A 19,597-nucleotide genomic window follows, 5' to 3' on the forward strand; every position below is an offset into this window, starting at 1 on the left:
CGAGTGCTACCGGGCCGCTAAGCGTCGTCAGCGGCGCGTGACGCTCTCGCCGAGCGCGTGCAGCAGGCGGGTCAGCGCATGGATGTCGTCGAGGGGCCAGTCCACGATCGCATCCAGCAGCAGGCCCTGCTGCGGGGCCCGCGCGGCCTCGAGGCGCCCCCGGCCCTCGGCCGTGGCGGACAGCAGGCTCGAGCGGCCGTCGGCGGGGTCGGGGGCGCGCGAGATGAGGCCGAGGCTCTCCAGCTCACGGATCGTCCGGCTCAGCTGGCCCTTGTCCATCATGAGGTGATCGGCGAGCGTGGACAGGGTCACGCCGTCGCGGCGGGCGATGGTCGTGAACACCTTGTACGCGCCCGGCAGCAGGCCCGGGCTCACCCGGTTCGCGATCTCGCTGATCACCCGTTGGAAGCGGGTGATCAGCTCCCCGAACTCGGCCTCCAGCTCCCGCACCGCGTCGGTACGGGAGCTGGAGGCTGCGGAGGTCTCAGCCATCGTCGCGGGTTCCCGTGCGCACGGTGCGCACCGATCCGGTCGCGGTCAGCGTCTCCATGGCCTCCGGGACGGAGACGGTCGCGAGGTCGGCCTCGCTCGCCTGCAGGCGCTCGACGGTGGTCATCGTCGTGAGCGGCTTGTTGGGGAGGAAGACGATCGCGATCAGCGAGATCACGGCGAAGGGGACGGCGATCAGGAAGGAATGGGAGATGCCGTTGGCGTAGATGTCCTCGAACACGACACGAAGCGTATCGGGCATCGCCGAGACCTTGGGCAGCGATCCGGACTGCAGCTGCTGCCCCCAGTACTGGGCCTGGTCGCCGAGCCCCATCACGGCGGCGGTGATCTCCTCCTTGCGCTCGGCGACGAGGTCGACCACGCGCGCGGCGAGGGCGGCGCCCATGACCGAGACGCCGATGGTCCCGCCGAGGCTCCGGAAGAACGTCACACCGGAGCTCGCGACACCGATCTCCTCCGGACGGGTCGTGTTCTGCACGACCAGCACGAGGTTCTGCATCGTCATGCCCACGCCCGCACCGAGCAGGAACATGTACACCGAGACGAGGAAGAAGTCCGTGTCGTAGTGGATCGTCGACAGCAGCGACGAGCCGGCGATCAGCAGCACGGCGCCGACGATGAGGTACGGCTTCCACGTGCCGTAGCGGGTCACCAGCGTGCCGACGCCGACCGAGGCGACCAGGAGGCCGCCGATCATCGGGATCGTCATGAGCCCGGCCTCGGTCGGGGTCGCCCCGCGCGCCAGCTGCATGTACTGGCTGAGGAACACCGAGGCGCCGAACATGGCGATGCCGGTGGCGATGGAGGCGATGACCGACAGCGTGAACGTGCGGTTGCGGAACAGCGTCAGCGGCACGAGCGGCTCGCGCGAGCGCAGCTCGACGATGACGAACAGGATCGCGGCGAGGATCGCGCCGCCGACCATCAGCACCGTCGTGAGGCTCCACCAGTCGTTGTTGCCGAGATCCCACCAGTCGCCGGTCTTGGTCGTGCCGGCGTTGGTGACCCAGACCAGCAGCAGCGAGACGGCGGCCGACAGCAGCACGATGCCGAGGTAGTCGATCGTCGTCTTCTTCTTCGGGCGGGCCGGCACGTGCAGGGTCGCCTGGACGAGCACGAGGGCGACGACGGCGACCGGAAGCGAGACGAAGAAGTTCCAGCGCCAGCCCCAGGCATCCGTGATCACACCGCCCAGCAGCGGCCCGCCGATCGTGGCGAGCGCCATCACCGCGCCGAACAGGCCCATGTAGCGGCCGCGCTCGCGCGGGCTGATGATGTCGGCCATGAGCACCTGGCTGAGCGCGGCGAGGCCGCCGGCGCCGATGCCCTGCACGGCGCGGAACGCGATGAGCATCTCGGGGCTCTGCGAGAATCCGGCGGCGGCGGTCGCGAGCACGAAGATCACGATCGCGAGCTGGTAGAGCACCTTCCGGTTGGTGAGGTCGGCGAGCTTGCCCCAGATGGGGGTCGAGATCGCCGTCGTGAGCAGGGTCGCCGTGACGACCCACGTGAAGGCGGCCTGGTTGCCGTCGAGGTCGTGGATGATCACGGGCAGCGAGCTGGAGACGACGGTCGAGGCCAGCATGGACACGAACATGCCCAGCAGCAGACCGGACAGGGCTTCGAGCACCTGCCGATGGGTCATGCGCGGTGCGCCGTCGGTGAGGGTTTCTGACATAGGGGTGCTTCCTGGAGGTGCGGCGATGCGGAGGAGTCGCCGGGGGCGACGGGATGGTTGATCTCAGTCAACGTTTGAGCTGGGTCAACTATATGAGCAACGTTGACCTGCGTCAACTATTCCCGACCCGGCTCTGCCCGTGCCGAGGCCCCGGCATCCGGCGGGCGGTCAGTCGGCGAGGGCGAGGGCGCGGAACGGCTCGCGGGCGCGCGGTGCGGCGGCATCGGCCGGCGCCGCCCCGACCCGGCGCGCGGTGGTGCGGCGGTAGAGCTCGTCGATCAGCTCGGTCGCGAGGCGCACGAGGTTGCCGATCTCCCGCTCGTCGCGGTCGACCCAGGCGCACCGGGGCTCGTCGCCGACGGGCACGAACCCGTCGTGCTCCTCCCACACGACCAGGGTGCGCTCGGCGCCCAGCACGTGCTGCTGCCACCACACCTGACGCAGGTAGGTGCGGGGGATCGAGCGCCACGTCTTGTTCGTGGTCTTGATCTCCGCGAGCACGACACGACCGTCCTGATCGACCGTGATGCCGTCGGGGGTCGCGAGGTGGCGCTTCTCGACGACGGCGTGGAAGAGGGCCGACGAGGGGTGGATGCCGTGCGTCGCCGCGACCCAGGCGGCGATCTCCGGCTCGCGGCGACGTCCGTGGTCGGTGTACGCGTTGCCCGAGAAGCCGCGCCCGGCGCCGAGCTTGGCGTCGGCCGCGCGCGCGATGGCGGCGGGACTCGTCAGCTGAGCGACATCCGTCGCGGTGATGCCGCGCGAGCGGGCGCGCATCCAGCCCACGCGGTCGCGCGAGTCGGCGACGATGCGGGAGGCCAGTTCCGGAGCGATGCGTGCGAAGGCCTCCGGAGTCATGACATCGAGGCTAACCCGCGCCGTCGACAGCCGGGCCCCGCGACACCCGCGCCGCCCGGATTTGGCGACGGTGCCGGCGTCGCCTATGCTGGGGGAAGCCAAAGACCGCTGGTCTCGGCGTGCGCGCAAGCGGATGCCGACGAAGCTCTGCATCGCAGGGGCCCGCGCAGGTGTCACAGACAGCACCGGGAAACCGGACACGAAGCTCCGTGCGCTTGCGCCGGAGCTTTTTCTCGTTGTGCGGGGTCCGTATCGCAGGACAGCCGGTCGAGGCCGACGCTCCGCCACCGCGGGGTGTCACGTTCACATCAAGGAGTGACCATGGCGCAGAAGGATGCATCGGTCGCCGAGCTCACGAAGAACTTCGAGAACTCGACTGCCGTTCTGCTGACCGAGTACCGCGGTCTGACGGTCGCCCAGCTCAAGCAGCTGCGCAACAGCATCCGTCAGGACGCGAGCTACGCCGTGGTGAAGAACACGCTGACCAAGATCGCCGCGAACAACGCGGGGATCACGGCGCTGGACGAGGACCTCAAGGGCCCCTCGGCCGTCGCGTTCGTGCACGGCGACTTCGTCGCCACCGCGAAGGCTCTGCGTGACTTCGCCAAGGCCAACCCGCTTCTCGTGATCAAGGGCGGCGTCTTCGAGGGCAACGCCCTGAGCGCCGACGAGGTCAACAAGTACGCCTCCCTGGAGAGCCGTGAGGTTCTGCTGGCGAAGGCGGCGGGCATGATGAAGGCGACGATGGGCAAGGCTGCGGCCACCATCGACGCGCTTCGCGAAAAGCTGGAGACCGCCGAGGCCGCGTAAGCGACCGGCGAGCTCTTTCCCATACACCCCACCCATCTAGGAGATACATCATGGCGAAGCTCACCACTGAGGAGCTGCTCGAGCAGTTTGCCGGCCTGACCCTCGTCGAGCTCAGCGAGTTCGTGAAGGCGTTCGAGGAGAAGTTCGACGTCACCGCTGCCGCCCCCGTCGCCGTTGCCGGCGCCGCGGGTGCCGCGGGTGGCGCCGAAGAGGTCGAGGAGAAGGACTCCTTCGACGTCATCCTCGAGGCCGCCGGCGACAAGAAGATCCAGGTCATCAAGACGGTCCGCGAGCTCACCTCGCTCGGCCTCGGCGAGGCCAAGGCCGTCGTCGACGGTGCCCCCAAGGCCGTGCTCGAGGGCGCGAACAAGGAGACCGCCGAGAAGGCGAAGGCTGCCCTCGAGGAGGCCGGCGCTTCGGTGACCATCAAGTAATCAGCTCTTCTCGAAGAACTGCAGCGAAGACCCCCGGGCTCGGCCCGGGGGTCTTCCGCGTCCGTGCGGCGCGCTCAGACCCGCTCGACGCCGTCGCTGATCGGGGCCGTGGAGCTGCGCACGACGAGCCGGGCGGGAAGACGCAGCTCGGTGCGCGCGCGGCCCGGCTCGGCGATCTCGGACAGCAGCACGCCCACGGCGGCCCGGCCCTGTTCCCGCGGCACCTGCTGGAGCGTGGTGAGGGCGAACATGTCGGCGAACTCGTGGTCGTCGATCCCCACGACGCTCAGCGCCGACGGCACCTGGATGCCGAGGCGACGGGCCGCGATGATCGCGCCGATCGCCACCTCGTCGCAGACGCCCACGATGGCGGTCGGGCGGCGGCGCGTGTCGCTGAGCAGATCGGCGGAGGCGGCGTAGCCGTCGGGCAGCGTCACCTCGGAGTGCGCGTGCCGGGCGAACTGCGACAGGCCCGCCTCGCGCATCGCGTGGCGGTAGCCGGCGAGCCGCTCCTGGTCGACGTGCGCCCAGTGGCTCTCGGGAGCGCCGCCCACGAACGCGATGTCGCGATGGCCGAGGGCGATGAGGTGCTCGGTGGCCCGCCGCGCCGCATCCGCGTCGTCCACCGCGACGACGCTGGTCAGGTCGCTCGAGCCGACGACGCTGACGATCGGGCGGTCGATGCGCGTCAGACGCTCGAGCTCGTGGTCCACCGGTTCCAGGCCCACCGCGATCAGACCGTCGAACCTCTTGCGCGCCAGGAAGTCGTCGAAGATCCGGGCGCGCCCGTCGGTACCGGGCTTCGCGTCGTACAGGGTGAGGTCGAGGCCGCGTTCCAGCAGCGCCTGCTGGATGCCCTCGAGCACCTCGGCGAAGAACCAGCGGTTGACGTAGGGCATGACGACGCCGACGTTCTGCGTGCGGCCCGTCGCGAGTCCGACGGCCCCGGCGGACGGGACGTAGCCCAGCTCGGCGGCCGCCGCGCGCACCCGCGACTTCGTGCTCTCGGATACGTAGCCGGCGCCGCTCAGGGCACGACTGGCGGTGGCCTTCGAAACGCCCGCGTGGGCGGCGACCTCCGCTATGCCCGCCATCGGCGCTCCTCCTCGAGCTGATCGATCGTCTTTCTCACGGTTCAGTATGGAACCGGTTGCTCTCATCTTCGTGGCGGCGCGTTCCGCGCGATAGTTGTCGTTATCGGGTTGTGACAATCGCTGCCTTGTGTCGTGGGAGCGTGTCCAATAGCTTTGCCTGGAATCGGTTCCGGGAAGGAACCGTGTGCACAGGAATCATCCGAGCACTCAATGAGGAGGAATCACATGGGGATGTCACGGCGGCGCTGGATTGCGCCTCTTGCCGTCATGGGCGTGGCGGCATTCGCTCTCGCCGGCTGCGCCGAAGGCGGCAGCAGCGGCGGCAGCACAGGGGGATCGGCAGCGGCCGGGGGCACCGTGCGGATCGCGGGCGGTATCACCGGTTCTGAGGCCGACGCCCTGCAGAAGGTCTTCGACGACTGGAGCAAGACCAGCGGGGTCACCGTGGAGTACACGGGCGACAAGAGCTTCGAGGCCAACATCGTCACGAAGGTGACCGGTGGCGATGCTCCCGACATCGCGATCGTGCCGCAGCCGGGTCTGCTGAAGACCCTCGTCGGCACGGGCGACGTGAAGGCGGCACCGAAGGCCGTCGAGGACAACGTCGACGCCAACTGGTCGCCCGACTGGAAGAAGTACGGCACGATCGACGGCACGTTCTACTCGGCACCGATGCTCGCCAACATCAAGGGCTACGTCTGGTACTCGCCGGCGAAGTTCAAGGAGTGGGGCGTCGAGATCCCGAAGACATGGGACGAGCTGCTCACGCTGACCAAGACGATCCAGGAGAAGACCGGGGCGGCGCCCTGGTGCGCCGGCTTCGAGTCCGGCGGCGCGTCGGGCTGGCCCGGCACCGACTGGGTCGAGGACCTCGTGCTGCGCCAGTCGGGTCCCGACGTGTACGACCAGTGGGTCGACGGCACCGTGAAGTTCACGGACAAGCCGATCTCCGACGCGTTCACCGCGGTCGGCGACATCCTGCTGAACCCGTCGTACGTCAACGCCGGCTACGGCGACGTCAAGAGCATCAACAGCACCGCGTTCGGTGACGTCGCGGCGAAGGTGGCGGACGGCTCCTGCCCGATGACCCACCAGGCGTCGTTCCTCACGGCCAACTTCCTGACCGTGAAGACGGCATCGGGTGAGACCCCGAAGGTCGCGCCCGACGGTGACGTCTACGCCTTCGTGCTCCCCGGCTACAAGGAGGGCTCGGCCACGATCGAGGTCGGTGGCGAGTTCGTCGCCGGCTTCTCCGACAGCGAGGCCACGCAGAAGGTGCTCGAGTTCATGTCCAGCCCCGAGTTCGCCGACGCCCGCGTCAGCGAGGGCGGCGCCATCTCGGCCAACCTCAAGGCGGACCCGAGCAAGGCTTCGAGCGAGTTCCTCACCGAGGCGATGAAGCTGCTGCAGGACCCGAACACCACGGTCCGCTTCGACGCGTCGGACCTCATGCCCGCCACGGTCGGCTCCGGTTCGTTCTGGAAGGGCATGGTCGACTGGATCGACGGCAAGGACCAGGCCACGGTCCTCAGCGACATCCAGGCCGGCTACAACAACTAGTCACACCCACCGCGTGACACCGCGGGCGGGATGCCGAGGCCTCGGCATCCCGCCCGCGGTGCCCGCCCTCGTCGTCACCCACGTCCCGCGTCCGCCGAAGCACACGGAGGCTCATCGATGTCCGCAACCACCACCGCGCCCGCGCGATCCCAGACGGATGCCCCGAAGCCTCCGCCGGGCCGGCGCCGCGCCTTCTCTCCCCGCGTCACCGCGGGTATCGCGACCGGCGCGCTCGTCGTCGTCCTCGCGCTCGTCGTCCTGCTGCTGCTGAGCGCACCCGTCGAGGATCCCGCCAAGATCGTCATCCCGGGCGTCTCGCTCACCGCGTTCTTCCAGTGGCTCGGCGTCATGGGGCCGATCGTCCAGATCCCGATCATCCTGATCGTCTTCGGTGCGGTCGTCGGCGTGCTCCTGCTGCTGATCGAGTACGCGCCGCGCCCCGGTCGCCTCTACTTCTGGATCCGCCTCGTCGCGTGCTTCGCCATCCCGGTGATCGCGCTGATGCTGCTGCGGCCCTACGCGAACGCGTTCATCTACGTGCTCGGCATCGCCCTGGTCTCCGGGGGCGCGCTGTTCGTGCTGGACTACCGTGCGCGCAAGGGCGCCGGCTACCTCTTCCAGCTCGTGCTGTTCGCCGCTCCCGCGGCGGTGCTGCTGCTGATCGGTCTCATCTACCCGTTCATCGCCACGTTCGTGCAGTCGTTCTACGACAAGACGGGCGCCGAGTTCGTGGGCTTCGAGAACTACGTGTGGGTGTTCACGCAGCCGGAAGGCACGTGGTCGGTGATCAACACCGTCATCTGGGTGCTGATCTGCCCCACCATCGCCACGATCGTCGGGCTCGCCTACGCGGTGTTCATCGACCGTGCCGCGGGGGAGCGGTTCCTGAAGGTGCTCATCTTCATGCCGTTCGCCATCTCGTTCGTGGGCGCCGGCATCATCTGGAAGTTCATGTACGACTACCGGCAGGGCGATCAGCTGGGTCTGCTCAACGCGATCATCACGGCTTTCGGGGGCGACCCCGTCGCCTGGCTGAGCGTGACGCCCCTGATCAACAGCCTGCTGCTGATGGTGGTGTTCATCTGGAGTCAGACGGGCCTCGCCATGGTCATCCTGTCGGCGGCCATCAAGGCGGTCCCGCCGGAGCAGATGGAAGCCGCCGAGCTCGACGGCGCGAACGCCTGGGACAGGTTCCGCAACGTCACCGTGCCCGGCATCCGCTCGTCGATCGTCGTCGTGGTGACCACCGTGGCCATCGCGGCGCTGAAGATCTACGACATCGTCGCGGTCATGACGGGCGGTCGCGCCAACACCTCGGTGCTCGCCTTCGAGATGGTCAACCAGCAGCAGCGCTTCCAGAGCTACGGCCACGCGGCGGCGCTGGCGGTCGTGCTGTTCATCTTCGTCACGCCGCTGATCGTCTTCAACATCATCCAGATCCGCAAGCAGAGGGAGATCCGATGAGCACCGGCGTCGACGTCATCGAGCCCGTCACCGACACCCGTTCGGCACGGCAGGTCTCCCGCGACACGCGCAAGCACGAGGCGATGGCGCGCAAGCGCCTGTCGTCGAAGGGCGCGACGATCGCGGCACTCATCATCGCGATCTTCTGGACCATCCCCACGTTCGGCCTGTTCGTCACGTCGTTCCGCCCCGGATCGGACGTGCAGAGCACCGGCTGGTGGACGGTGTTCACCGACCCGTCGTTCACGCTGGAGAACTACCAGAAGGCGCTGACCTCCGGCGGCACCGCGCTGACGCTGGGGGAGTCGTTCCTCAACTCGCTGGCGATCACGATCCCGGTCGTCTTCTTCGCCCTCGCGGTCGCCTCGCTGCTGGCCTACGCGTTCGCGTGGATCGACTTCAAGGGTCGCAACCTCGCCTTCATCGCGGTGTTCGCGTTGCAGATCGTGCCGCTGCAGATGGCTCTCGTGCCGCTGCTGAGCCTGTTCTCCCGCGGCATGACGATCGGCGACGTGACCGTCTTCCCGGCCCTCGACCTCCGCGGGCTCGAGCACAGCTTCGCGACGGTCTGGATCGCGCACACGATCTTCGCCCTGCCGCTGGCGGTGTTCCTGCTGCACAACTTCATCGCGGAGATCCCCAGCGAGGTCATCGAGGCGGCGCGGGTGGACGGCGCCGGACACGGGCAGATCTTCTTCCGGATGATCCTGCCGCTGGCCGCGCCCGCGCTGGCGTCCTTCGCGGTGCTCGAGTTCATCTGGGTGTGGAACGACCTGCTCGTCGCGACGATCTTCGCGCCGTCGTCGTCGCTGCCGATCACCCAGTCGTTGAACTCGCTGTCGGGCACGTGGGGCGACCAGTGGTTCCTGCAGGCCGCCGGTACGTTCATCTCGATCATCGTGCCGCTGGTGGTGTTCTTCGCCCTGCAGCGCTTCTTCGTGCGGGGGCTCCTCGCGGGGGCGACGAAGGGCTGATCGTTCGGCACCGTCCTTCGGGGGAGCGGCGCGGAACTCGTGGGCACACGAGCCGCGCCGCTCCTTTAGTGTGAAGCCATGACCAGCCCCGCGCAGGACGTCGGCGTCGAGCTCGAAGAGGTGGATCCGGCCGTCGGCCTCCGCGCCGACGAGGTCGCCGCGCGCATCGCGGACGGGCGCTCCAACGCCTATCGGGCCGAGACGAGCCGCAGCGCCGCCAGCATCGTGCGCGCGAACGTGTTCACCCTCTTCAACGGCATCGTCTTCGCGTGCTTCGGCATCCTGTTCGCCCTCGGCCGCTGGCAGGACGCCCTCTTCGGCTTCGCGGCGGTGGCCAACGCCGTCATCGGCTCGGTGCAGGAGTTCCGCGCGAAGGCCGCGCTCGACAAGCTCGCGCTGCTCAACGCCGCCGCCGCGCGCGTGCGCCGCGACGGGACCGAGCAGGAGGTGGCGCAGACGGAGGTGGTGCTGGGCGACATCCTGGTGCTGCGCGCCGGTGACCAGGTGCCGGCCGATGCCCGGATCGTGGGCTCGCGCGGCCTGCAGATCGACGAGTCGATGCTGACCGGCGAGTCGGATGCCGTGGACAAGCGCCTCGGCGACGAAGCGCTGTCCGGGTCGATCGTCGTCGGCGGCGACGGCGACGCGCAGGTCATCCGCGTCGGGGCCGACGCCTACGCGAACGCGTTCGCCGACGAGGCGAAGCGGTTCTCGCTGGTGGGCTCCGAACTGCGCGACTCGATCAACCGCGTGCTCACCTGGGTCGGGTGGGGGATCGGCCCGATCGGACTGCTCGTGTTGAACGCCCAGATGCAGGTCGCGGGCGGCTGGCGCGTCGCGTGGGAGACCGGCTCGTGGGTGCAGGCGGTGGTGAACACGATCGCCTCGCTCACCGCGATGATCCCGCTCGGGCTCGTGCTGATGACGTCGATCACCTTCGCGGTGGGCGCCGCACGCTTGGCCGCCCGACAGGTGCTCGTCAACGAGCTGCCCGCCGTGGAGGGCCTCGCCCGGGTCGACGTCATCTGCCTGGACAAGACGGGCACGCTCACCGAGGGCGAGATCGTCTACGACGACGCGTTCCTGCTCGACGAGGTCGACGGCTGGCGCCGCACGCTGGGCTGGTACGGCGCCGCGCCCGACGCCAACGCGACCGCACGCACCCTGCGCGAGCCGTTCGCCGCCGAAGCCGCCGCGCGCCCCCGCGTGGCGGCGGAGACCATCGCGTTCTCGTCGGCCCGCAAATGGAGCGCCGTCTCGTTCGACGCCGACGGCGACGCCGCCGGCACGTGGGTGCTCGGTGCGCCGGAGATGGTGTTCGGCGCGGCCGCGAGCGACGTCGCCGACCCGCTCGGCTCCGCGGTGGTCGCGCGCGCCTCCACCGGCCGCCGCACCCTCGTGCTCGCGTATGCGGCGAGCGTGCTCAGCGCCGACGACGCCGAGCACGAGCGACTGCCCGAGGGGCTCGGGCCCGTGGCGGTGCTGACCTTCCGCGAGAAGGTGCGCGCCGACGCCGCCCAGACGCTCGAGTACTTCCGCGCCCAGGGGGTCGGCATCCGCATCATCTCCGGCGACAACCCGCGCACGGTCGCGGCTATCGCGCGCGAGGTCGGCGTGGATGCCGCGGAGGGTTACGACGCCCGCGAGCTCCCCGACGACGACGCCGCGCTCGCCGAGGTGCTGGAGCAGCACACCGTCTTCGGTCGGGTGAGCCCCGATCAGAAGAAGCGGATGGTCGTCGCGCTGCAGTCGAACGGGCACACCGTCGCCATGACCGGCGACGGGGTCAACGACGCGCTCGCGATCAAGACGGCCGACATCGGCATCGCGATGAACTCGGGCGCCGCGGCCACGAAGGCCGTCGCCCGCCTCGTGCTGCTCGACGGGCGCTTCTCGCACCTTCCCGACGTCGTCGCCGAGGGGCGGCAGGTGATCGCGAACATCGAGCGCGTCTCGATGCTGTTCCTCACCAAGACCACGTACGCGACCCTGCTGGCGCTGCTCTTCGGGCTCCTGCTGCTCGAGTTCCCCTTCCTGCCGCGGCAGCTGTCCATCACCGACGGGCTGACGATCGGCATCCCCGCCTTCTTCCTCGCCCTGATGCCGAACGCGCAGCGCTACATCCCCGGGTTCCTGCGTCGCTCGCTGAGCTTCGCGATCCCGACCGGGGTCATCGTGGCGCTGACCCTCACCGCGTACACGCTCGTCGTCCGCGGCGCGGGCATCGAGGTCGACGAGCTGCGCACGGGCGCCACCATCATCCTCGCCGTCGTCGGCATCTGGATCCTCGCCGTGCTCAGCCGCCCGCTCAACCGCTACAAGGGCGCCGTCGTCGGGGGGATGTTCGTCGCCCTCGTCGTCATCTTCTCCGTCGCGCTGTCGCGGTCGTTCTTCCTGCTGGTCGATCCCGGCCAGGTCACCGCGGTCGTGGTGACCGGCGCGTGCGTGGCCGCGATCGTGCTGATCGAGGTCGTGCGCGCGATCCAGCGCCGCTACGTCGCGCGCGCCCTCGCCGATGCGGCTCCGGCGCATGCCGTCTCGCACACGCGGGAGGTCTCGCGTCCGGTGCCGGTCACGATCGCCGTCGCGCTGGTCTACCTCGGTGGTCTGGCCAGCGCCATGTTCGGCATCCTGTTCCTGCTCAGCCGCTACGACGTGCCGGGGTCGATGGTGATGAGCGTGTCGCTGATCGGTGTCGGGATCGTGCTGTTCGGCCTGCTGTCCGTGGCCGCCGCGTCGGGGCTGGCCCGGGGCAGCGGGCTGTCGCGGCTGTTCGTGAGCGTGCTCGCCCTGGCGCTGATCGCGCTGCAGGCGTGGAGCCTCGCGGTCGACCACGACTGGGACGGGTGGTCGCTCGCCCAGATCGCCGTCCACGCGCTCGTGCTCGCCGCGCTGTGGGCGCCTCCCGCGCACCGCTTCTTCCGGCCCGTGCTCCACGCGAGCTGAGAGAGGATCGACATGAGCGAGCTCATCGTGACCGGCGGAGCGGTGTTCGACGGCGTGCAGCGCATCGACGCAGAGGCCGTGGGCGTGCGCGATGGCGTCATCGTCGCCGTCGGCGCGCGCGACGAGGTGCGCCGCGGGCTGCCGCACGCCGACGAGCTGGATGCCGCGGGCGGTCTCATCGCGCCCTCCTTCGCCGATGCGCACGTGCACCTCGGCCTCGTCGCCCTGGAGGGCCTCGACTGCACCCTCGACGACACCGGCTCGGAGCGGGGATGCCTCGAGCGCATCCGCGCGCACGCCGAGGCGCTCGCCGACCCGCAGGCGTGGGTGCGCGGAGGCGGCTGGCGCGCCGAGTGGTTCGCCGGCGGCACGCCCTCGCGCGCGGCGCTCGACGCCGTCGTGCCCGACCGTCCGGTGCTGCTGCTCGACAGCGACCGGCACGGCGCGTGGGCCAACTCGCGCGCCCTCGCCCTCGCCGGGATCGACCGGACCACGCCTGACCCGCCCGACGGGCGCATCGTGCGGGATGCCGACGGCGAGCCGCAGGGCACCCTGAGAGAGGGCGCCGTCGACCTGGTGGGCCGCATCGCCCCGCAGCCGGGCCCCGACGCGCTCGCCCCCGGCATCCGGACGGCCGCCGACCATCTGCTCTCCCTCGGCGTGACGGGCTGGCAGGAGGCGGCGCTCGCCTCGTTCGGCAGCATCCCGGACTTCACCGACGCGTACCTCCTCGCGCGCGCCGCGGGCATGCGCGGGCGCCCCACCGGTGCGGTCTGGGTGCCGCGGGACCTGACGGTCGACGCCGTCGCGGACTTCGTCGCCGGCCTGCGGGAGCGCGCCGATCGAGCGGATGCCACGGGTTTCCCCACCCGCACGGCCAAGCTCATGCTCGACGGCATCGTCGAGTCGGAGACGGCCGCACTTCGCGGGGGCTACCCGGACGGATCGCGCGGGCTCAGCTACTTCCCCGACGAGGTCGTCCACGCCGTCGTCGCGCAGGTGAACGCGGCCGGCATCCCGGTGCACGTGCACGCCATCGGCGACGCCGCGGTCGCCCAGGCGCTGGACGCCTTCGCCGCGGCGGGGCCCGCACCCCACGGCGTGCGCAACCACATCGCGCACGTGCAGGTCGTCGATCCCGCCGACGTCCCGCGGTTCGCCGCGACCGGGACGACCGTCAACGCGCAGGCGCTCTGGGCGTGCCGCAGCGAGGTGATGCGCACCGTCACCGCTCCGCTGCTCGGTCCGCAGCGCAGCGCGTGGCAGTTCCCGTTCGGGTCGCTGTGGCGCTCGGGCGCGGCGCTGGCGATGGGATCGGACTGGCCCGTGTCGGCGCCCGATCCGTGGGCCGCGATCGGCGTCGCCGTCACGCGGAGGGAGGCGGACCATCCCGACGTCGACCCGCTGGGCGCCGACGAGTCCCTGCCGCTGGCGGTGGCCCTCGCGGCGTACACGAGCGGCTCGCACGCGCTCATCGGCGACGGGGCGGCGGGCCGGATCCGCGTCGGCGCCGCCGCCGACCTGGCGATCGCCGACCGTGACCCGTTCGCCGGCGCCGACGACGAGATCGCCCGTACCCGGAACGCATGGACGATCGCGGCCGGGCACGTCATCGACGCGCGGCGGCACTCCGGCGCCGCCTCCGCCGACGTCTCGGCGCAGGCCTGTCCCGCCTGCGCCTGAGGTCTCAGCCGGTGCAGCCCAGGCCGGCGCGCAGCGAGGTCATCAGGTCGATCTCGGCGGACTGGGTGTCGATGACGCCCTGGGCCACCGTGAGCGCACGCGGCTCGTGTCCGAGCTGCAGCAGCGCCTGAGCCATGGGCAGCGCCCCCTGGTGGTGCCGGATCATCAGCCCCAGGAACGTGCAGTCCGCCGCGGTACCCGTCTGCGCGCGCAGCGCGGCGAGCTCGTCCGCACTGGCCATGCCCATCTGCGTCATCAGTTCGGCCTCGGACGGGCGGGCCGCACCCGTGCCGGCGTGCTGGTGCGAGGTGTCCGCGGCATCCATCCACCCCATCAGCGGGCCGCCCGCCTGCGGCAGCCCCCACTTCACGAGCCAATCGTAGAACTCGCCCTTCTGCGCCGACTGCGTCGTGGCGATGTCGTAGGCGAGCACGCGCACGTCGTCGTTGCGGGTCGTGCGGTAGATGTCCATCGCCATCTCGACGGCCTGACCGTGGTGCACCTGCATGTCGCGGGCGAACCCCGCCTCGGGCGAGTCGGATGCGGGGGCCGCCGCGGCCGCCGAGGCGCCGAACGTGGAGAATCGTCCGATCGCGAAGGCGAGGCCCGCGATCGCGAGGGCGACGATGAGCACCGCCCACCAGGGCGGCAGGGCGCGCGTCGAGGCGGGGGCGGTCACGACCGCTTGCCGGGACCGTCGATCGCGCCGGTGCACGCGGCGCCGGGCTCGGGCACGTTCTGGTTGCGCCAGTACTCCTCGAAGAAGGTCGGGATGCGGCTGTCGGTCGCGCTGTCGAGCTTCAGCTGCGCGTTCCAGGCGCTGAGCACGATGGGGGTCGGCAGCCCCTCGTACGGCGAGAGGATGACGTACGTCGACGGCAGCTGGGCCTTGAGCGCGTCGAGGTCGGCGCCGCTGACCTGGGTGGCGTCGTAGGTGACCCAGACCGCGCCGTGCTCGAGCGAGTGCACCGCGTTTTCGTTGGTCTGCGGCTGGTCGTAGATGCCGCAGTTGAGCCAGTACTGGTTGTGGGGGCCGCCGGCGGGCGGGTTCTGGGGATAGTCGACGGTGCCCGCGACGTGCTGCGTCTCGTTGGTGAAGGTCTCGACGCCCTCGATCGTCGCGCCCGTCCCACCGGCCTGGTAGGTCGCGGCGCGCGGGGCGAAGACGATCGAGGCCGCGATCACCGCGACGACCGCGACGGCGGCGACGCTGCCGACGACCCACCAGGTGAGGCGGCTGCGCCGGCGTCGCGCGAGCTGTCGCTGGTACTCGGCCAGCTTCTCCTGCTTCTGCTGCTCACGCTGCTGCTTGACGGTGAGCTCGATCTTGGCCTGCGTCGCGGGGTTGCCGCTGGCGCGCTTGCCGCGGGGGGTGGAGGGCGTCGGGGTCATGGAGAGGTCCTCGGCTCGGGGGCGGGCGGGGCCGGTCCGGGAGGGAGCGACCTTTCGATCGTATGCGCACGCATGACTCCGAGTCTGGGGAAAAGGTTAGGATCGGAACCGGCTCGAATCGTTTCGAGTCCTCACCGCCGATGTCGTCCCGCCTCGCTCGGCGCCGCGACACCTCCTCGGCCGCCGCGGCGGGCCTCGCCCGCCCCCGCCCGCTCCGCCCTTCGCCCCCACCCGTCTGGAAACCGTGCGCGACAACTCCGCCTCCCGCCCCGCCTCCGCCGCCGCCGAGCGCACCGCCACCGGTGCGATCCGCACGTTGGGCCCGCATCCCGCGACGGCGCCCGTCGTCCTGCACCCGGGAGATGCGATCTCCACGCCGCGACGCGTGGTCTACATCATCCTGCTCGGCGCTCTCACGGCCCTCGGGCCGTTCACGATCGACCTGTACCTGCCGGCCTTCCCGACGCTGCAGGCCGACTTCCGCACCTCCGCGGCCGCGATCCAGCTGACCCTGACCGGCACCATGGTGGGCTTCGCGCTGGGCCAGCTGATCGTCGGGCCGCTCAGCGACAAGGTCGGGCGCCGCCTGCCCCTGCTCGCCGTCACGGCGCTGCACGTCGTGGCGAGCGTCGCGGCCGCGCTGGCCCCCGACCTGACGCTGCTCGCGATCGCCCGGGTGTTCATGGGCGTCGGCGCCGCGGCGGGCGGCGTCGTGGCGATGGCGATCGTGCGGGACCTGTTCGGCGGGCGCCGGCTGGTCGTCATGCTGAGCCGGCTCGCCCTCGTCTCCGGCGCGGCGCCCGTCGTCGCGCCGCTGATCGGATCGGCGCTGCTCACGGTCATGCCCTGGCGCGGCATCTTCGTGGTGCTCGCCGTGTACGGCGCCGTCATGCTCGTGGCGGCGATCGCGCTCGTGCCGGAGACCCTGCCCGCGGCACGACGCCGCGAGCGCGGAGCGACCACGGTGCTGCAGCGCTACCGAGCCGTGTTCAGCGACCGGGTGTTCGTGGGCGTGCTGATCATCGGCGGCATGTCGTTCAGCGGTCTGTTCTCCTACCTCTCCTCCTCGTCGTTCCTCTTCCAGGAGACCTACGGCTTCGACGCCCAGCAGTACGGCCTGCTGTTCGCGGCCAACTCCCTCGGTCTGGTCATCGGCGTCCAGGTGGCCGCACGGCTGGCGGCGCGCTTCGGACCGCAGTGGGTGCTCGCCGTCTCGACCGGCGTGCTGGTGCTCGCGGCCGTGGCGATCATCGTCCTCGACCAGCTCGGGCTCGGACTCTGGGGCACGATGGTGCCGCTGTTCGTCTTCATGACGGCGTGCGGGTTCACCTTCCCCTGCGTCCAGGTGCTCGCACTCGACCGGCACGGCAAGGCGGCCGGCACCGCGGCATCCATCCTCGGAGCGACCAACTTCGGCGTCGCGGGGCTCATCTCGCCGATCGTCGGCTGGGTGGCCAAGGATGCCGGGATCACCGCGACCACCATGGCCTCGGTGATGGTCGGCTGCGCGCTCATCGGCTGCACCGCGCTGTGGGCGATCGTGCGGCCGTGGACGGTCGCGCGCCTCACGCCGTAGCGGATGCCGTCGGGCACAATGGGGCGATGAGAGCACCGACCGACGACGACCTCACCACCGTCGCGCTGCAGCGCCTCGTCGCGGGGGTGCTGCTGATCGCCGCCACGGTGTGGCTCGGCATCCAGGTGGTCGTCGAGGCCGACGTCAACGTGGACGAGTGGTGGAACGTGTTCGTCGACCGCTTCGCCTTCCTCGATCCGGCGGCCCTGGCGATGAACTTCCTCGGCGGGGGCTGGTTCGCGACCTTCGTCGTGCCGCTCGGCGGCGTCGCCCTCCTGCTGGTGCTGCGCCGCCCGCGCGGCGCGCTGTTCGTCGTCGTCGCCTCGGTCGGCAGCGTCGCGCTCGTCCAGCTGCTGAAGGCGCTGTTCGGCCGCGCCCGTCCCGAGGACATGATCGTGTTCTCCGACCACGGCTCGTTCCCCTCCGGCCACACCGGCAACGCGGCCACGGTCGCCACGATCGCCGTCATCCTCTTCCCCCGGGTCGCCGTCGCCGTCGTCGGCGGCGCGTGGGTGTTCGCGATGGCGTTCAGCCGCACCCAGGTGCACGCGCACTGGCTGAGCGACACCGTCGGCGGCGCCCTCGTCGGCGTCGGCGCCACCCTCGTCGTCGCGGCCGCCTTCACGCGTGTGCTGGACCGTGAGAGCGAGCGGGTCCGCTCGCTAGGCTGAGCGCCATGAGTGCTGTCGACGATGCCGAGCTCGCCCGTCTGCAGGCCGAAGCGGAGGCCGCAGAGGCGGCGTTGAAGCTCGCCCAGGCCAAGGCGGCGCTCGCCGCCGCGCAGGCCGCCCGTGCGTCCGCACCGGCAGCAGCAGAGGAGATTTCCGCCCCGGAGGATGCTGCGGGCACATCAGCTCCTCCCGAGGTGATATCTCCTCCCGAAGCGCAGGCGGCGCAGGCGCCGTCGGAGGTGGATGCCGCGGCATCCGGCCCCCTCGACGCCGACCAGGTCGCCACCATCGCGAAGGGGTACACGTTCGAGGGGCTCACGCTCGACCTCGGCGCGCTGATGAACACCGAGCCGGTGGCCTCGGCGCAGATCCGGATCCCGCTCGCGATGATGAACCGCCACGGCCTGGTCGCCGGTGCCACCGGCACGGGCAAGACGCGCACCCTCCAGGGGCTCGCCGAGCAGCTCGCCGCGAAGGGCGTGCCCGTCTTCGCGGCCGACATGAAGGGCGACCTGTCCGGTGTCGCGACGCCGGGCGAGCCCAGCGACAAGCTGCGCGCCCGGACGGCGGCGATCGGGCAGGAGTGGGCGCCCGCGGCATCCGTGACCGAGTACTTCGCCCTCGGCGGCGTGGGCATGGGCGTGCCGGTGCGCGCCACCGTCTCCGGGTTCGGCCCGCTGCTGCTGAGCAAGGTGCTCGGCCTGAACGAGACTCAGGAGTCGAGCCTCGGCCTCGTCTTCCACTACGCCGACGCCAACGGGCTCGCCCTCGTCGACCTGTCCGATCTGCGGGCGGTGCTCACGTGGCTCACGAGCGACGAGGGCAAGGTCGAGCTGAAGGAGCTGGGCGGCCTGTCGGCGGCGACGGCGGGCGTCATCCTCCGCAAGCTCATCACCTTCGCCGACGACGGCGCCGACGTCTTCTTCGGCGAGCCGGAGTTCGACGTCCGCGATTTCCTGCGCACGGCGCCCGACGGTCGCGGCGTGATCTCGCTGCTGGAGGTGCCGGGCGTCGCCGACAAGCCCGCGCTGTTCTCGACGTTCCTCATGTACCTGCTGGCGGAGCTGTTCGAGATCCTCCCCGAGGTGGGAGATCTCGACAAGCCGAAGCTCGTGTTCTTCTTCGACGAGGCGCACCTGCTCTTCCGCGACGCGTCGAAGGCGTTCCTCGCGGCCATCACGCAGACGGTGCGGCTCATCCGCTCCAAGGGCGTCGGCGTGTTCTTCGTCACCCAGACGCCCAAGGACGTGCCGTCGGACGTGCTCGGCCAGCTCGGCTCCCGCGTGCAGCATGCGCTGCGCGCCTTCACGCCCGACGATGCGAAGGCGCTGCGGGCCACGGTCGGCACCTACCCGAAGAGCGGGTACGACCTCGAGCGCGTGCTGCAGGAGCTCGGCACGGGCGAGGCGATCGTGACCGTCATGAGCGAGAAGGGGGCGCCGACCCCCGTCGCCTGGACACGGCTGCGCGCGCCGCAGGGGCTCATGTCGCCCACGCCCGTCCCCGACATCGAGCGGGCCGTGCACGCGTCGCCCCTGCTCGCGCAGTACGGGACGCCCATCGACCGGGAGTCCGCACGCGAGATCCTGACCGCGAAGATGAACGCGGCCGCGGAGGCGGATGCCGCCGCAGAGAGAGCCGCCGCGCAGGCCGCCGCGCAGGCCGCCCAGGCCAAGGCGGATGCCGCCGCCGCGCGCGAGCGGCAGAAGGAGTACGACCGCATCCTGCGCTCCACCGGCGGCGCGGGCGCCTCGCGCACGTCGCGCACCTCGCGGGCCGCGCAGAAGTCCCCGCTGGAACAGGTCCTGAACGCGAAGTCCACCCAGACCATCCTGACTTCGGTCATCCGCGGCATCTTCGGCACCGGCCGCCGCTAGCCCTTCGCGAGCCGCTACCCGCCGGCCGAGCCGCTACCCGCCGGCCCGCCCGCGCGGTAGCGGCTCCCCC

Annotated in this window: 16 protein-coding genes; 10 read left to right on the forward strand and 6 right to left on the reverse strand. The window is 70.8% G+C overall.

Going from position 1 to position 19,597, the window contains the following annotated elements:
* Nucleotides 1-27 precede the first annotated feature (27 nt).
* From MHO01S_RS11305 to MHO01S_RS11315, 3 genes are all read right to left on the reverse strand, one after another.
* Nucleotides 28-492, reverse strand: coding sequence for a MarR family winged helix-turn-helix transcriptional regulator (locus MHO01S_RS11305; protein WP_060959208.1), 465 nt, complete (start codon nucleotides 490-492; stop codon nucleotides 28-30).
* Nucleotides 485-2,188, reverse strand: coding sequence for an MDR family MFS transporter (locus MHO01S_RS11310; protein WP_061782326.1), 1,704 nt, complete (start codon nucleotides 2,186-2,188; stop codon nucleotides 485-487). The genes MHO01S_RS11305 and MHO01S_RS11310 overlap by 8 nt, the downstream gene beginning before the upstream one ends.
* A gap of 168 nt (nucleotides 2,189-2,356) precedes the next feature.
* Nucleotides 2,357-3,046, reverse strand: a complete 690-nt coding sequence (locus MHO01S_RS11315; protein WP_082734116.1) for a YqaJ viral recombinase family protein — start codon at nucleotides 3,044-3,046, stop codon at nucleotides 2,357-2,359.
* 321 nt (nucleotides 3,047-3,367) lie between these two features.
* Between MHO01S_RS11315 and rplJ the strand changes: the two genes are divergently transcribed.
* Nucleotides 3,368-3,856: a 50S ribosomal protein L10 gene (gene rplJ, locus MHO01S_RS11320; protein ID WP_060959206.1), complete on the forward strand. Its 489-nt coding sequence runs from the start codon at nucleotides 3,368-3,370 to the stop codon at nucleotides 3,854-3,856.
* A gap of 50 nt (nucleotides 3,857-3,906) precedes the next feature.
* Nucleotides 3,907-4,290, forward strand: a complete 384-nt coding sequence (gene rplL, locus MHO01S_RS11325; RefSeq protein ID WP_060959205.1) for a 50S ribosomal protein L7/L12 — start codon at nucleotides 3,907-3,909, stop codon at nucleotides 4,288-4,290.
* Between the two features lie 74 nt (nucleotides 4,291-4,364).
* On the opposite strand, the gene MHO01S_RS11330 is transcribed toward rplL, so the two are convergent.
* A complete protein-coding gene (locus MHO01S_RS11330) occupies nucleotides 4,365-5,384 on the reverse strand; it encodes a LacI family DNA-binding transcriptional regulator (protein WP_060959204.1) in 1,020 nt (339 codons plus the stop codon).
* Between the two features lie 225 nt (nucleotides 5,385-5,609).
* Between MHO01S_RS11330 and MHO01S_RS11335 the strand changes: the two genes are divergently transcribed.
* The 5 genes from MHO01S_RS11335 to MHO01S_RS11355 all read left to right on the forward strand — a co-directional run bounded on the left by MHO01S_RS11335 (nucleotide 5,610) and on the right by MHO01S_RS11355 (nucleotide 14,011).
* Nucleotides 5,610-6,944, forward strand: a complete 1,335-nt coding sequence (locus MHO01S_RS11335; protein ID WP_060959203.1) for an ABC transporter substrate-binding protein — start codon at nucleotides 5,610-5,612, stop codon at nucleotides 6,942-6,944.
* A gap of 117 nt (nucleotides 6,945-7,061) precedes the next feature.
* Nucleotides 7,062-8,408, forward strand: coding sequence for a carbohydrate ABC transporter permease (locus MHO01S_RS11340; protein WP_060959202.1), 1,347 nt, complete (start codon nucleotides 7,062-7,064; stop codon nucleotides 8,406-8,408).
* A complete protein-coding gene (locus MHO01S_RS11345) occupies nucleotides 8,405-9,382 on the forward strand; it encodes a carbohydrate ABC transporter permease (protein ID WP_060959201.1) in 978 nt (325 codons plus the stop codon). The genes MHO01S_RS11340 and MHO01S_RS11345 overlap by 4 nt, the downstream gene beginning before the upstream one ends.
* A 78-nt stretch (nucleotides 9,383-9,460) precedes the next feature.
* Nucleotides 9,461-12,328, forward strand: coding sequence for an HAD-IC family P-type ATPase (locus tag MHO01S_RS11350; RefSeq protein WP_061782327.1), 2,868 nt, complete (start codon nucleotides 9,461-9,463; stop codon nucleotides 12,326-12,328).
* A 12-nt stretch (nucleotides 12,329-12,340) separates the two neighbouring features.
* Entirely contained in the window at nucleotides 12,341-14,011 is a 1,671-nt protein-coding gene (locus MHO01S_RS11355) for an amidohydrolase (protein ID WP_061782328.1), read from the forward strand.
* A gap of 4 nt (nucleotides 14,012-14,015) precedes the next feature.
* On the opposite strand, the gene MHO01S_RS11360 is transcribed toward MHO01S_RS11355, so the two are convergent.
* Together MHO01S_RS11360 and MHO01S_RS11365 are read right to left on the reverse strand one after the other, a co-directional pair.
* Nucleotides 14,016-14,690 carry a DUF305 domain-containing protein gene (locus tag MHO01S_RS11360; protein ID WP_060959199.1) on the reverse strand — a complete coding sequence of 225 codons (675 nt, stop codon included), beginning with the start codon at nucleotides 14,688-14,690 and terminating at the stop codon, nucleotides 14,016-14,018.
* Nucleotides 14,687-15,403 carry a thioredoxin-like domain-containing protein gene (locus tag MHO01S_RS11365; protein ID WP_060959198.1) on the reverse strand — a complete coding sequence of 239 codons (717 nt, stop codon included), beginning with the start codon at nucleotides 15,401-15,403 and terminating at the stop codon, nucleotides 14,687-14,689. The genes MHO01S_RS11360 and MHO01S_RS11365 overlap by 4 nt, the downstream gene beginning before the upstream one ends.
* Nucleotides 15,404-15,647: 244 nt before the next feature.
* Here MHO01S_RS11365 and MHO01S_RS11370 point away from each other — a divergent pair, with 244 nt between their 5' ends.
* From MHO01S_RS11370 to MHO01S_RS11380, 3 genes are read left to right on the forward strand one after another with little or no spacing between them, the layout of a single operon-like run.
* Complete coding sequence (locus MHO01S_RS11370; protein WP_218016051.1) at nucleotides 15,648-16,979, forward strand: multidrug effflux MFS transporter; 1,332 nt, start codon at nucleotides 15,648-15,650, stop codon at nucleotides 16,977-16,979.
* Nucleotides 16,980-17,005: 26 nt separating this feature from the next.
* A complete protein-coding gene (locus MHO01S_RS11375) occupies nucleotides 17,006-17,650 on the forward strand; it encodes a phosphatase PAP2 family protein (RefSeq protein WP_060959197.1) in 645 nt (214 codons plus the stop codon).
* 5 nt (nucleotides 17,651-17,655) lie between these two features.
* Nucleotides 17,656-19,527, forward strand: coding sequence for a helicase HerA-like domain-containing protein (locus tag MHO01S_RS11380; RefSeq protein ID WP_060959196.1), 1,872 nt, complete (start codon nucleotides 17,656-17,658; stop codon nucleotides 19,525-19,527).
* The last annotated feature ends 70 nt before the right edge of the window (nucleotides 19,528-19,597 follow it).

This window comes from Microbacterium hominis NBRC 15708 (assembly GCF_001592125.1).
Taxonomy (GTDB): Bacteria; Actinomycetota; Actinomycetes; order Actinomycetales; family Microbacteriaceae; genus Microbacterium; species Microbacterium hominis.